Origin of the sequence: Proteus sp. TJ1640, from assembly GCF_003144445.1 — a bacterium.
Lineage (GTDB): Bacteria > Pseudomonadota > Gammaproteobacteria > Enterobacterales > Enterobacteriaceae > Proteus > Proteus penneri.
On the sequence record NZ_PENY01000011.1, the window covers coordinates 1 to 14,252 of the forward strand.

The 14,252-nt window shown below is 41.5% G+C and carries 10 protein-coding genes and 1 tRNA gene; 5 read left to right on the top strand and 6 right to left on the bottom strand.

Features of this window, described 5'->3' with window-relative positions:
• The coding region (locus DK861_RS05145; protein ID WP_204101249.1) for a hemagglutinin repeat-containing protein at nt 1–3,541 on the top strand (3,541 nt) is incomplete at its 5' end.
• Between the two features lie 10 nt (nt 3,542–3,551).
• Nucleotides 3,552–4,019: a hypothetical protein gene (locus DK861_RS05150; protein WP_109399425.1), complete on the top strand. Its 468-nt coding sequence runs from the start codon at nt 3,552–3,554 to the stop codon at nt 4,017–4,019.
• A gap of 229 nt (nt 4,020–4,248) precedes the next feature.
• Here DK861_RS05150 and DK861_RS05155 read toward each other — a convergent pair whose 3' ends face one another.
• Both DK861_RS05155 and DK861_RS05160 read right to left on the bottom strand, forming a co-directional pair.
• Nucleotides 4,249–5,457: an integrase arm-type DNA-binding domain-containing protein gene (locus DK861_RS05155; RefSeq protein WP_109399426.1), complete on the bottom strand. Its 1,209-nt coding sequence runs from the start codon at nt 5,455–5,457 to the stop codon at nt 4,249–4,251.
• Nucleotides 5,458–5,666: 209 nt separating this feature from the next.
• Nucleotides 5,667–5,761 (bottom strand) — tRNA-Sec (locus DK861_RS05160).
• Between the two features lie 241 nt (nt 5,762–6,002).
• Between DK861_RS05160 and prlC the strand changes: the two genes are divergently transcribed.
• Entirely contained in the window at nt 6,003–8,045 is a 2,043-nt protein-coding gene (gene prlC / locus DK861_RS05165; protein ID WP_109399427.1) for an oligopeptidase A, read from the top strand.
• A 3-nt stretch (nt 8,046–8,048) separates the two neighbouring features.
• Nucleotides 8,049–8,795 (top strand): 16S rRNA (guanine(1516)-N(2))-methyltransferase RsmJ, encoded by a 747-nt coding sequence (gene rsmJ / locus DK861_RS05170; protein ID WP_006534419.1) that lies wholly within the window; start codon nt 8,049–8,051, stop codon nt 8,793–8,795.
• A gap of 73 nt (nt 8,796–8,868) precedes the next feature.
• Here the strand turns inward: rsmJ and DK861_RS05175 are convergent, their stop codons facing one another.
• The 3 genes from DK861_RS05175 to uspA form a co-directional block, all read right to left on the bottom strand.
• Entirely contained in the window at nt 8,869–9,618 is a 750-nt protein-coding gene (locus tag DK861_RS05175; RefSeq protein ID WP_109399428.1) for an SDR family oxidoreductase, read from the bottom strand.
• Nucleotides 9,619–9,767: 149 nt separating this feature from the next.
• A complete protein-coding gene (gdhA, locus tag DK861_RS05180; protein WP_109399429.1) occupies nt 9,768–11,108 on the bottom strand; it encodes an NADP-specific glutamate dehydrogenase in 1,341 nt (446 codons plus the stop codon).
• Nucleotides 11,109–11,364: 256 nt separating this feature from the next.
• On the bottom strand, nt 11,365–11,796 hold the full coding sequence (uspA, locus tag DK861_RS05185; RefSeq protein WP_072065023.1) for a universal stress protein UspA: 432 nt from the start codon (nt 11,794–11,796) through the stop codon (nt 11,365–11,367).
• Between the two features lie 405 nt (nt 11,797–12,201).
• Between uspA and uspB the strand changes: the two genes are divergently transcribed.
• The gene (gene uspB, locus DK861_RS05190; RefSeq protein WP_109399430.1) at nt 12,202–12,534 is read left to right on the top strand and encodes a universal stress protein UspB; all 333 of its coding nucleotides are present in this window, start codon (nt 12,202–12,204) and stop codon (nt 12,532–12,534) included.
• A 66-nt stretch (nt 12,535–12,600) separates the two neighbouring features.
• On the opposite strand, the gene pitA is transcribed toward uspB, so the two are convergent.
• Nucleotides 12,601–14,100, bottom strand: a complete 1,500-nt coding sequence (gene pitA / locus DK861_RS05195) for an inorganic phosphate transporter PitA (protein ID WP_109399431.1) — start codon at nt 14,098–14,100, stop codon at nt 12,601–12,603.
• Between the last annotated feature and the right edge of the window lie 152 nt (nt 14,101–14,252).

Genomic DNA, 14,252 nt, shown 5'->3' on the forward strand with positions numbered 1-14,252 from the left:
AAGTTACAGTCGTCTTGTGGATACCGCCCAAGAAAACGTGGTTGGAAGCACCTTTAGCGGACAGCAAGGTGTTGAAATTACCGCCCGTGAGGGTGATATCAATTTAACAGGTAGCACTTTACACAGTGAAAAAGGGGCTGTTGATTTAAGCGCCACACAAAATATTAATCTCAATACCGCGACAGAAACCCATACGGAGTTTTTAGAAGAACATTCAAAGAGTAAAGGATTTTTAAGTTCTAGTCAGACTCATACTCTCCAAAATGATCATGTGACACGTGAGCAAGGTAGCGTCGTCAGTGGAGAGCAAGTCAATATTCAAGCGGGTAAAGATATTCAAGTTACAGGCTCTTCGGTGGTCGCAGAAAACGATGTAAGCTTAACCGCTGGTAACAATGTCGATATCACCGCTGCGACCGAGACCGACTCGCATTATCTCCTCGAAGAGAAGAAAAAAAGCGGTCTAATGAGTAGCGGTGGCATTGGCTTTAGTGTGGGTAAACAATCCTCCCGCCATGAAGTGGATGAAAAAGGCACCACCCAAAGCCAAAGTGTCAGTACCATTGGCAGCACACAAGGTAATGTCAATATCACCGCAGGTAACAAACTGCATGTGGGCGGCGCTGACCTGATTGCTCAAAAAGACTTAACCCTCAGTGGTGACAGCGTACAGATTGACCCGGGCTATGATAAACGGACTCGCACTGAAACCTTTGAAACCAAGCAAAGTGGGTTCGGTGTTGCACTCTCTGGCAGTGCAGGCGGCGCTCTCAATACCGCCGTCAACACTGCACAACAAGCTCGCAAAGAAAGTGACGGCCGTTTAAGTGCCCTGCAAAACACCAAGGCAGTATTATCAGGTGTCCAAGCTCAGCAAGCGATTGAGTTAGATGGGCTGAAAACCGATGCAGCCAATGCACACAACCTTGCCAACAACCTCAAACCGGGCGATGAAAACTATCAAAAAGGCGCCACCAATACAGTTGGTGTCAGTGTGTCTTATGGCAGTCAATCGTCGAAAAGCGAAACCCACACCGACAGCCGTCAATCCCAAGGCAGTACCTTAAATGCCGGACAAAATCTGTCGATTACCGCAACGGGTAAAAATAAAGACAGCAACCCAGACAGTGGCAACATCACTGTCGCCGGCAGTGAGCTCAAAGCCGGCAAAGACTTATCACTGTCTGCCATGCAAGATATCAACCTTGTTTCTGCCCAAAATACCGAGCAAACCACCAGCCAAAACAACAGCAAAGGTAGCAGTGTCGGCGTTGGCGTAGGCGTGGGTGCTGGTGGCTACGGGGTCAATGTCTCCGCCTCCGTCAACCAAGGCAAAGGCCATGAAAAAGGCAATGCCCTCACCCACACTGAAACCACACTGGATGCAGGTAATAAACTCACCTTAAACAGTGGGCAAGATGCCACCCTCAAAGGCACACAAGTCAGTGGCGAACAAGTCACCGTCAATGTCGGTCGTGATCTCACCCTCCAAAGTGAGCAAGACAGTGACCGCTATGAGGCCAAACAGCAAGAAGTCAGCGTCGGTGGCGGTTACACGATAGGTGGCACGCCAAACATCAATATCAGTGCCAGCAAAGACAAGATACACAGTAACTACGACAGTGTGAAAGAACAAACCGGTATTTTTGCCGGCAAAGGTGGTTTTGATGTCAACGTCAAAGACCATACTCAGCTTGATGGTGCGGTGATTGCTTCTACCGCCGACAAAGGCAACAATCACCTTGAAACGGAGACGTTAGGCTGGAAAGATATTCACAATAACGCGGAATTTGAAGCGTCACATTCCGGGGGGACTATCAGCACCGGTGGTCCTGTCGGTGAACAGCTCCTCACCAATGCCGCCGGCGGATTATTATCAAACGCCAACAACAGCGGACAGGCTGAAGGCACTACCCACGCTGCCGTCTCTGAGGGGAAATGGTTAATTCGTGATACAGATAACCAAAAACAGGATATTACGCAATTAAGCCGCGACACCGAACATGCCAATGACGGCAGCATCAACCCAATATTCGATAAAGAAAAAGAACAAAATCGATTAAAACAAGCGCAATTGATAGGTGAAATTGGCAATCAGGCGATGGATATTATTCGCACGCAAGGGGATATCGCGGGCTTAAAAGAAGCTCAAGCGAAACATCCCAACTTAAGTGTGAGTGAACTGCGTGAAACCAAAGAATACAACCATGCGATGGAGCGCTTTGGCACTGGCAGTGATTTACAAAAAGCCGCCCAAGCCGTCACTGGTGCATTAACGGCATTATCGGGCAATAACCTGTCAGGTGCATTAGCCAGCGGCGCATCACCTTATCTCGCCACTAAAATCAAGGAACTGACTACCGTCAATGGTGAAGTGAATGTCGCCGCGAATGCATTAGCCCATACGATTTTAGGTGCTGTCACCGCTGAGTTGAATAATCAATCCGCTGTGGCGGGCGGTTTAGGTGCAGGCGGTGGTGAATTAGCCGCAAGGGTTATCGCCAAAGAGCTTTTCCCTAATAAAGATATCAGTGAACTGACTGAAAGCGAAAAACAGCAAGTCAGTGCTTTGAGTCAACTAGCCGCAGGGCTTGCAGGCGGTATCTCCACAGGTAATATAGAAGGCGCTGTCACCGCCGCACAGACAGGGAAAAATGCGGTTGAGAATAACCTCATGAGTGCCGAAGTTATATTTGGCACTAATGGTGCGAATTACGGGCAATCTGCATTCACACTTGCTGAGCATTTGGATAAGAATGGTTACGACATTCAAGATATTAATGCTGCGCTCAATGATTTTGTGAAAGGCGATCATCCTGAAGGGCAAGACCCTGCGCGAGGATTCCTAGAAGCTTGGGGGAGTATGGTCGGTGTTCCATTAGATGTATTTTGGTCTAATGAGCAAATGACCCCAGAAAAAGCGGCTGAAATATTAAGTGGCACGCCTCCAACAACAGAAGCGAAAGCATTACAATTTGTGGCTGCGAAGGCATATTTAGCTTTTGCGAAAAGTGGGCAATTAGTTCCTAGATTAGAATCTGGGAAAGATGTTGCAAAACCAAATGTGACAACGCTGAAAGGAAATAATGTAGGTTCTATAGATAAAGATGGTGTGTATAGTCCGGAAAATACGGGTACAGTAACTAGTGTTGAAAGAGGCAATGGTAAGTTTGATGGAAATTTATTAGCGGATGATAAAATACCCATAATTAATCCAGCTACTAACCAAGTTGTTACTGAACATATTGTAGTATCTTCTGGAAAAGCACCAAAAACCTCTATGCCAAATTCAGTTTATGAAGTTTCTCGTGCTGATGGAACTAAGAGTGTTACCTATTATGACTCAAGAGGGAATATGTTCTCTAGAGAGGATTATGGGCAACAACGAACTCATGGTGCTTTAGGTTATGATGCTAATGGTAAAGTTCCTCCACATGAGCATAAAGTTGAATATAACTCTAAAGGGCAACCAATAGGTAAGTATTATCGAGAGATTGATAATAATGGTAATGCTGTTGGAGGTTGGGTTAAGGAAAAATGAGAGATTAATTATGTCTAACGATATATGTGGTTATATTGAACCACCATTGAACAAAAAAGCTAGTGATAATTTGAAACGTTATATTGAAAGTCAAAATATAGGGATAACAAATATCTCTAAGGACGAGCTATATAACTTTCCTGATGAGTTTTTACCATCAAAAGATTCTTATATATTTTTAATAAGTGATAGAACAGATTATCCAAATGCAACTTATTTGATTGATTATCTTGATTATGCTCCTGAAGCTGAAATAGGTTTTCCCTGTGGGGCGAAAGAGCGTCTTAATATTCTCCTTGATGTGCTGAATGATATTTTCATAGTAACAAACATACAAAAAATGGTTATTGCGTTGACAGAATGTAACCAAATAGAAAAAGTAAAAAGAATAAAATTATCTGAAATGAGAAAGATTATCCATGCCGATTTTGAAGAGTATCAAGCTCCACCGGATACTCTTTACGAAATAATGGTTTAAACAATTATTTGGTCTTACTTCTCTTTTCACTCCTCAGCTAGCCGGATAATCAACAGTCCGGTTTGGTGAGTGAATGTGTAGTGGGTTACTACCTCAAACCCCGGTTCGTCCAACCATTCTGTGTTCTTACCATATACACTACGTGTAGACCCAACTATCGCTTAAATGTATAAAAAAATAATCAGCATAATAACCTTCTTTACGTCTAGACGTAAAGAAGGCTATTTTGTTATTTAAATTTTACACTCACCACATTATCCAAGCTCGTCTCCAACTCATCCATGTAATCCGCATACCACTGCATCATTTTTCTGCGCCCATCCATATACTGAGCATGATTATACGTACCACGGATCGCGTTCTTATCGATATGCGCGAGCTGAGTTTCAATCCATGCCGAGTTATATCCTTTCTCATGCAATATCGTGCTCATCGTGTGGCGAAAGCCATGTCCTGTCAGCCTACCTTTATATCCAAGCAACTCAATAACCTGGTTTACACTTTCCTTACTGATCGGCTTCCTGTGGTCATTACGGCCTATAAAGACAAGTTCATAATGCCCTGACAGTGGTTTGAGTGAATTAAACAGCTCGATCACTTGTTTTGATAATGGCACAACATGAGGTCGCTTCATTTTCATTACTTCAGCAGGTATCTCCCAAATCCCTTTTTCTAAATCAATATCCTGCCAACGAGCAAAACGTAGCTCCTGTGTTCTGACTGCGGTTAGCAAAATAATTTTAGTCGCTGTTTTAGTGATCACGCTACCTGTATAACTTGCTAAATCTTTCAGGAAATATGGTAACTCTTCAGCGGTTAAGAATGGGAAATGTTGTTTCTTCGGTGGGGTTAATGCTGTTGCCAGATCAGGAGCTGGGTTATATTCCGCTCGGCCAGTAATAATTGCATAGCGAAAGACCTCACCGCAACGCTGACGAACTTTACGCATCTTCTCTAAAGCTCCGCGTTTCTCCATCTTACGCAGAGCTTCAAGTAATTCTAGGGGCTTAATCTCTGCTATCGGACGCTTACCGATATAAGGAAAGATATCCTTTTCAAAAGTATCAATAATTTCATCACGATAACGCAGTGACCAGCGATCCGCTTTAGAAGTGTGCCATTCACGAGCTACTGCTTCAAAGGTACTTTCAGAAGCTAAGTGCTTTTCTAATCGTGCTAATTGCTTTTGCTCACTAGGATCTTTATTTTGAGCTAACAATTTTTTCGCATCATCACGCTGGTTTCTTGCTTCTGCTAATGTCACTTGCGGGTAAACACCTATAGAAAGCATTTTTTCTTTACCTGCAAAGCGGTACTTCATTCTCCAATATTTAGAACCATTGCTATTAACGATCAGATATAACCCACCTGAATCAGAAAGTTTGTAGGGCTTATCTAGCGGCTTTGACGTTTTAATTTTTATATCACTCAGAGCCATAATAAAACCTCCGTAAGCCCTATCTGTTACAAAGAAAATGAGAATTTGGGGGTGCAAGATATACCATACATAAATGCACCCCCGATTAACACCCCCAGCTGGAGGTTGATGTGAGGTAACTCCAGTTGAACCGAGTTGACTATGAATTACTTTTATATTTTGAATTTAAAGGATTTAATTGACTTACGTAGAGTTGTATTGAACTTAAGTGGCGGAAGATCACAGGAGTCGAACCTGCCAAGGACCGCTGGCGGCCCCATCTGGATTTGAAGTCCAGCCGCCCCACCGGGGACGATGATCTTCCATTTTTAAATAGGTCAAAAGGAAATAACAGGATGATTATACGCTGAATTATTTTTAATCCCAAGTGCATCAAATCAATAAAACCCCTTTCAAATAAAATAATCCCGTTTTTGAGTAAAACCTCGGATAATTACCGCGATACTATTGAACTTATACAGTTTCATCCTCATCTTACTATCTATAACGAATAAACTCAGTGGTGTGTTTTACGTCACTGCAAACCCAAATACAGGATGTTTTTTATGTCAAATCCATTACTTAGCACAACGGGATTACCTGCATTTTCCCAGATCAAACCAGAACATGTTGTTCCTGCATTAAAAGAAGTGTTAACAAATTACCGCGAAACAGTTGAAAGATTACTAGCTGAAAATACTCAATTTAATTGGAATAACCTTTGCCAACCCTTAGCAGAAGCAGGCGATAAACTTTCTCGTGTTTGGTCCCCCGTTAGCCATTTAAATTCTGTTAAAAACTGTGCTGAACTGCGTGAAGTGTATGAACAAAGTTTGCCGTTGCTATCTGAATTTAGTACATGGATGGGACAACATGAAGGCTTATATCAAGCTTATAAATCAATTAAAGAAAGTGCTGATTTTAATGCGTTAACTCAACCACAGAAAAAAGCGATTGAAAACGCATTACGTGACTTTGAATTATCAGGTATCGGTTTACCAAAAGAGAAACAACAGCGTTTTGGTGAAATTAGCGCGCGTATGTCTGAGTTAAGCGCTAAATATGGAAATAACGTATTAGACGCAACGATGGGTTGGTCTAAATTAATTACTGATGTAGAAGATTTATCGGGTATGCCTCAAAGTGCTATTGATGCCGCAAAAGCTATCGCACAAGCAAAAGAACAAGACGGCTATCTGTTAACACTTGATATGCCTAGCTATCTCCCTGTTATGACCTATGCGGATAATCGTGAACTTAGAAAAGAGATGAGCATCGCTTATAGCACGCGCGCATCAGATCAAGGCCCCAATGCAGGCCAGTGGGATAACAGTGAAATAATGGCGGAGATCCTCGCATTACGTCACGAACTCGCCCAACTGCTTGGTTTTAAAAATTATGCTGAAAAATCACTTGCTACTAAAATGGCTGAGTCTCCAGAGCAAGTTCTTAGTTTTTTAACTGACTTAGCACAACGCGCTCACCCACAAGGTAAAGAAGAGTTAGCGGAGTTAACTCAATTTGCAAAAGAGCATTATGGCATTGATAAATTAGAATCTTGGGATCTGGCTTACTACAGCGAAAAACAGAAACAACACCTGTTCTCAATCGATGATGAGCAATTACGTCCTTACTTCCCTGAACAGCGTGCTTTAAGTGGTTTATTTGAAGTTGTTCATCGTATCTATGGTTTAACAGCCAAAGAGCGTAACGATATCGACACTTGGCATGATGATGTTCGTTTCTTTGAGCTTTACGATGACAGTAACACCTTGCGCGGTAGCTTCTATCTTGATTTGTATGCACGTGAACACAAACGTGGTGGTGCTTGGATGGATGATTGCATAGGAAGAATGCGTCATGCCGATGGCAAGCTACAAAACCCTGTTGCTTATCTCACCTGTAACTTCAATAAGCCTGTAGGTGATAAACCAGCACTGTTTACTCATAATGAAGTCACCACACTGTTCCATGAGTTTGGTCATGGCTTACATCATATGTTAACGCAAATTGATACTGCCGATGTTGCAGGTATTAACGGTGTACCATGGGATGCTGTTGAATTACCAAGCCAATTTATGGAAAACTGGTGCTGGGAGCCAGAAGCATTAGCCTTTATTTCTGGTCATTATGAAACTGGCGAACCATTACCACAGGCAATGCTTGATAATATGCTTAAAGCAAAAAATTATCAGTCTGCAATGTTTGTGTTACGCCAACTAGAATTTGGTTTGTTTGATTTCCGTTTACATGCAGAATATGATCCAGCAAAAGGGGCTTGTGTAATGGAAACCTTAAACCGTGTGAAAGAACAAGTTTCCGTTGTTCCTTCAACACCTTGGGCGCGGTTTCCTCATGCCTTTAGCCATATCTTTGCCGGTGGGTATGCTGCCGGTTATTACAGCTATTTATGGGCTGATGTACTGGCAGCTGATGCCTTCTCTCGCTTCTCCGAAGAAGGCATTTTTAACCGCGAAACGGGTCAATCATTCCTTGATAATATTTTAACTCGTGGTGGTTCAGAAGAACCAATGGAGCTATTCAAGCGCTTCCGTGGTCGTGAACCGAAACTTGATGCTATGCTCAAAGGCTACGGCATTAAAGGATGATATGTGAATATCTGTTTACTTTGTGAAGAAGGCGCTGATAACAGCGCCTTATCTGATTTAGCGCAACGTTGGGGACTCGTGCACGACGAAACGCAAATCATGGCTTTAGTATTAACATCGACCCACCTTGAATTACGCAAACAAGATGAACCTAAATTAGGTGGCATCTATGTGGATTTCGTAGAAGGCACCATGGCGCATCGTCGTAAATTTGGCGGAGGTCGAGGTGAGGCGGTAGCAAAAGCGGTTGGGATCAAAAAAGACTATCTGCCTGATGTTGTTGATGCGACAGCCGGACTTGGTCGAGATGCATTTGTATTAGCATCTATTGGTTGCAAAGTCAGAATGGTAGAGCGTCACCCTGTCGTTGCTGCATTACTTGAAGATGGCCTAAAACGAGCTTATCGTGATGCTGATATTGGTGAATGGATGCAAGAGAGAATGACATTAATTCATGCCTCTTCGGCTCAAGCACTCACTGAGATCACACCTCCTCCTGATGTTGTCTATCTTGATCCTATGTATCCCCATAAGGCGAAAAGTGCATTAGTAAAAAAAGAGATGCGAGTATTTCAGTCTTTAGTTGGTGCTGATGAAGATGCAGATGCGCTATTAGAACCCGCAATGACTTTGGCGAAAAAACGTGTCGTTGTAAAAAGACCCGACTACGCAGAACCCTTAAATAATCAGGCTGCACATGCCAATGTAACAACCAAAAATCACCGTTTTGATATTTATCCTTGTATTTAAAGTTATCCTTTTATAATAAAGGGGCTATAGAGCCCCTTTATTACACCACCACCGCTTTTCTTCTAATTTCTGATTATTGAATACTATACCCACCATCAATAACAAGATTATGACCATTTATCATATCTGAAGCATTACTTGCTAAAAAAACAGCAGCAGCGGCAATCTCTTCAGGTTCTGCAAAGCGTTGGGCTGGAATTTGAGCTTTCATCTTTTCACCTTTCTCACCTTCCCAAGCTTTTTTACCTAAATCGGTCATCACAATTGTGGGTGATATCGCATTGATTTGTAAGCCTTTAGATGCCCATTCTAATGCAAGAACTTGTGTCATACCGATAACGCCCGCTTTGGTAGCACAATAGGCGATATGCTCGGGCAGTGCTATCACCCCCGCTTGAGAAGCAAGATTGATTATCTTACCTTGTCCTCGCTGTAACATGTGTCGCCCAACTTCTTGGCATAACAAAAAAGTCCCCGTTAGATTCACTGATAGCGTTTTATTCCAATCTTCAAGCGAGAGAGACTCCGCGGGTGCTAATGCTACAATGCCTGCACAATTAACTAAAATATCAATACGATCAAATTCTTCTAATACAGAATGTACAGCTTTTTTTACCGAGTCTTCGCTTGAGATATCACATTGAATACCTACTGCACTATTTAATTGCTGAGCAACCTGTTCCACTTGCTCTGATCTATCTAATAGCGCAACTTTTGCTCCTTTCTCAATAAACATTTTCGCAATAGATAACCCAATTCCTGCTGCTCCCCCCGTAATAACAGCGACTTTATTTGGTAAAGTAAAATCTATCTGCATAGCCATAAATACCTCCCACAAAAATAATCACTTTATAAAGTGCCTCTTTTTTAAGGATAGCAGATGAAAAATGAGATAAAGATAAGATAGGTAAACTAAGGATGGTTCGTCGGGGAGCTGACGGGTGTTAAACACCCGTTCAGAATTAATAAATTTTACAGTACGCCTTGCGCCAGCATTGCATCAGCGACTTTAACAAAACCTGCAATGTTCGCGCCTTGAATATAATTAGTCTGCTTACCTTCACCACCATAATTCACACAAGCATGGTGAATATCTAACATGATGTGATGTAAGCGAGCATCCACTTTCTCAGCTTTCCAGCTTAAACGTGCCGCATTTTGCGCCATCTCTAAACCAGAGGTTGCAACACCACCGGCATTAGCGGCTTTTCCTGGTGCAAAAAGGACACCCGCTTCAATAAAGGCATCTGTTGCTGCAATCGTTGTTGGCATATTCGCACCTTCCGCAACGGCTTTAACGCCATTGTTGATCAAGACTTTTGCAGCCTCTAGATCTAATTCATTTTGTGTTGCACAAGGTAGAGCAATATCAACAGGAACAGCCCAAGGTTGTTGCCCTTCAAGATAGGTTAAACCAAATTCTTTGGCATACTCTTCAACACGACCGTAATTATTTTTAATTTCAGTGAGTCGTGCGAGTTTTTCTGTCGTAAATCCAGCTTCATCAACCACAGTACCAGCTGAATCTGATGCTGTTATGACTTTAGCGCCTAACTCTAAACATTTTTCAATCGTGAACTGTGCAACATTACCTGCACCAGAAACCGCCACACGCATTCCCTCAAGAGACATACCATGACGTTTAAGCATTGCATTAGTAAAGTAGACTAAACCGTACCCAGTAGCTTCTGGGCGGATTAAACTGCCCCCGAATGAAAGACCTTTACCTGTAAATACACATTCATTGCTATTAGACAGTTTTTTCATCATGCCTGCCATAAAGCCGACTTCTCGCGCACCCACACCAATGTCACCAGCAGGAACATCTGTGTTAGCCCCTAAATGGCGATAAAGTTCAGTCATTAAAGCCTGACAAAAACGCATCACTTCCCCATGACTTTTACCTTTAGGATTAAAATCAGAGCCACCTTTTGCGCCCCCCATCGGCAATGTCGTTAATGCATTTTTAAATGTTTGCTCAAAACCTAAGAATTTTAGGATGGAGAGATTGACTGATGGATGGAAACGCATACCACCTTTGTAAGGTCCAATGGCTGAGTTAAATTGGATACGCCATGCACGGTTAACTTGTACTTGCCCTTTGTCATCTAACCAACAGACGCGAAACTGAATAATACGTTCAGGCTCAACTAAACGCTCAAGTAATGATTGTTCACGATATTGTGGATTCTTCTCTAAAAAAGGCCACAAAGTGGTAAAAACTTCACGAACCGCCTGATGATACTCAGGCTGATGAGCGTTATATTTTTCTACCCCTTCTAAAAACGAAGATAAAGAGCCAGATCTATTCATTCAGCTATTCCTTTTTTGTGTAATGTGATGATGATATAACCTCATTTATTCAGAATATTTTTGGGTTTTTGTGAGGTTGATATTGTTTTGCTTCTTGAATATATCATTAAAATGTATTCACACTTCAAGACATTTTTTTCATAATTAGACAAAAAAAAAAGATTGACTCAGTTTAACTGTAAGAAAAATAGGAATTTTAGGCAAAAAAATACCTGCATAAGCAGGCATTTTTTTTGCTTAAACAAGCAATCGATTATTATTCATCATCTTTCAGAGGAACAATTAGCATATCAACATGCACAGTATTAATTAATTGGCGTGCCGATGACATCAATTTGCTCCAGAAGTCTTGGTGATGACCACAAACGACTAAATCCATATCGTATTTCTTAATCGCATCAACCAAAACTTGACCTAAATCACCGCTACCGCTCAGGGTTTCTTGAATTTCATAACCCGATTGATCAGAAAGGTTTTTTAACGCGTTACGGGTTTCATCAGTAATACGTTGTTGCATATCACCGAGGTTGACATCAATAAGACCGGTATAAAGATCAGAGTAGTTAACATCAACGTGAATTAAGGAAACTTTGGCATTATAGGGTTTTGCCATAGATACAGCTTTCTGTACCAAGACGTTACTCTCAGGGGATAAATCAACTGCCACTAGAATATGCTTATAAGCCATCGTGAACTCCTTCCATAAGCTGATTAATCGGTTGGAAAGGCGGTTAAGCCTAAATCCTATGTATTAAATATAACGTTTTAAGATGAAAGTTAGATGTTGCCTTGATCACAACTTATGTCAAATTCATCAAGAAAGCATCTATCGATGAATAACAATATACACCATTTTAGATTAGCACGATGTCATTCACCGATAATATCATCATAATAATGAGAATTGAGTAGAAAAAACAACAAAAACACCCTTTTAGAGTTATTTTTTATTTTTTTTTCTAAAAAAGGAAACAACTTGAAAAAGTCACTTTTGTTTATTGCTTAATTTCACCTAAACTTAAATTAGAGAAAAAGTAACCTTTATTGGTAAAGATTTTCTCATCTCAGAATCTATTATTCTAGGGAGGGGATTATGTTTAATGTCATTGTTGTCTTTTGGGCGCTATGTATTCTTTGCCTGATCAATATGATGCGTTATTTTTCATCTATTAGGGTGTTACTCACAATACTGCGCCAATCCGATCCTTTGCTCTACCAATCGGTGGATGGTAATGGATTTTTTACTATGCATGGGCAATTTTCAAAACAGTTGCGGCTTATCCGCTATATCAACCAACGCCAATACATCAATCATCATAATCCTGAAGTTATTATGCGTTGCGAGCGAATCTATCGGCAATTTTATCTTGTTAGTCGTTTTTGTATTTTGGCTATCGCAAGTTTAATTGCGATGCTTTTCTGGTAGAGACAAAAACAAAAAACGGTGACTAAAAGTCACCGTTTATAAACAAACTTAGGTAAGTTACCGCTATTAGCTATTCACAATAAATGTCAGTGATATCCAATAAAGTAAACCTGATAAACCAATGCTAACTGGTAATGTTAAGATCCAAGCCAGTGCAATGTTTTTCACTGTCTTAGTTTGAACACCACCACCATCAACAATCATCGTACCTGCAACTGCAGATGACAGAACTTGTGTTGTTGATACAGGCATACCCGTATAACTTGCTACACCAATGGAAACTGCTGCTGTTACCTGAGCAGAAACCCCTTGTGCGTAAGTCATACCTTTTTTACCAATTTTCTCACCAATAGTTACTGCAACGCGTTTCCAACCTACCATTGTCCCGATAGAGAGCGCTAATGCCACAGCGATAATGATCCAAATCGGAGCATATTCCACCGTGTTTAGCAGGTCACGACTCAATGTTTTTAAGAACCGTGCATCTTGGGCGCTAGTTTCTGGTAATTTAGCCACTTCTGTTGCGGTATCAGCGATACACATAAGTAATCGACGCATTTGAGCACGCTGGTCTGCTGTTAGCTCGTCATAAGAGCTAATATTTGCAATCATCTGTTCTGTTTGATTCAGAACAATTGGCGTTCTTGCGCTATTACAATGAAAATCTGTATCACTAGCATCAGTTTGTGCTGGTACTACTGGTGTATTATCAATAGCATGCTGTAGCGCTGGCTGATGTTTCTCATAATATTGTTGTAAGTGTACAACTGCATCATGAGTTTTGGTGATATCGTATCCGCTCGCATTCATATTGACGACAAAGCCCGCAGGCGCTACGCCAATTAATACCAACATGATAAGACCGATACCTTTCTGCCCATCATTTGCACCATGAGAGAAACTCACCCCAACTGCTGATAAAATCAGTGCAGTACGGGTCCAAAATGGCGGTTTACGCTTACCATCTTGCTTCTCACGTTCGGCAGGTGTCAGGTGAATACGACGACGCTTTTTCGTACCACTCCAGTAACGGCGCAGTAAGAAAATCATCGCACCTGCAATAATCAAGCCGATAATTGGAGAAAGAATGAGTGACAGGAAGATACTGATCATTTTAGGTATGTTTAACGCATCAACGATAGACGAATCTGTCACGATAGCATTTGTTAAACCAATACCAATGATAGCACCTATTAGCGTATGTGAACTTGATGCTGGGATACCAAAATACCATGTACCTAAATTCCAGATAATGGCAGCTAACAGCAACGAGAAGACCATAGCAAGGCCATGACCTGAGCTCACATTCAGCAGAAGATCTGTCGGTAACAAGTGAACGATAGCATAAGCTACGCTCAAACCACCGAGCAAAACTCCAAGGAAGTTAAATACACCCGCCATCACGACCGCAAATTGCGCACGCATAGCACGAGTATAGATAACAGTTGCTACCGCATTTGCGGTATCATGGAAGCCGTTAATAGCTTCATAAAATAGCACAAAAATCAGTGCTAAAACCAACATTAAACCTGTATGAAATTCTAGGTCAGTAAACAAATGTAGCATAGACGTTAAGCCAGTTAGTTGGACATGAACGCGGCGCATTATCAGCGACAAATGCGAACGGTGGAAGCGAAATTTAACCTTTTTTTGATTTGATAACCAACAAAATCAGAGTCTTTTTAAGATAATTCCTTATATATCATCCAATTAATAAA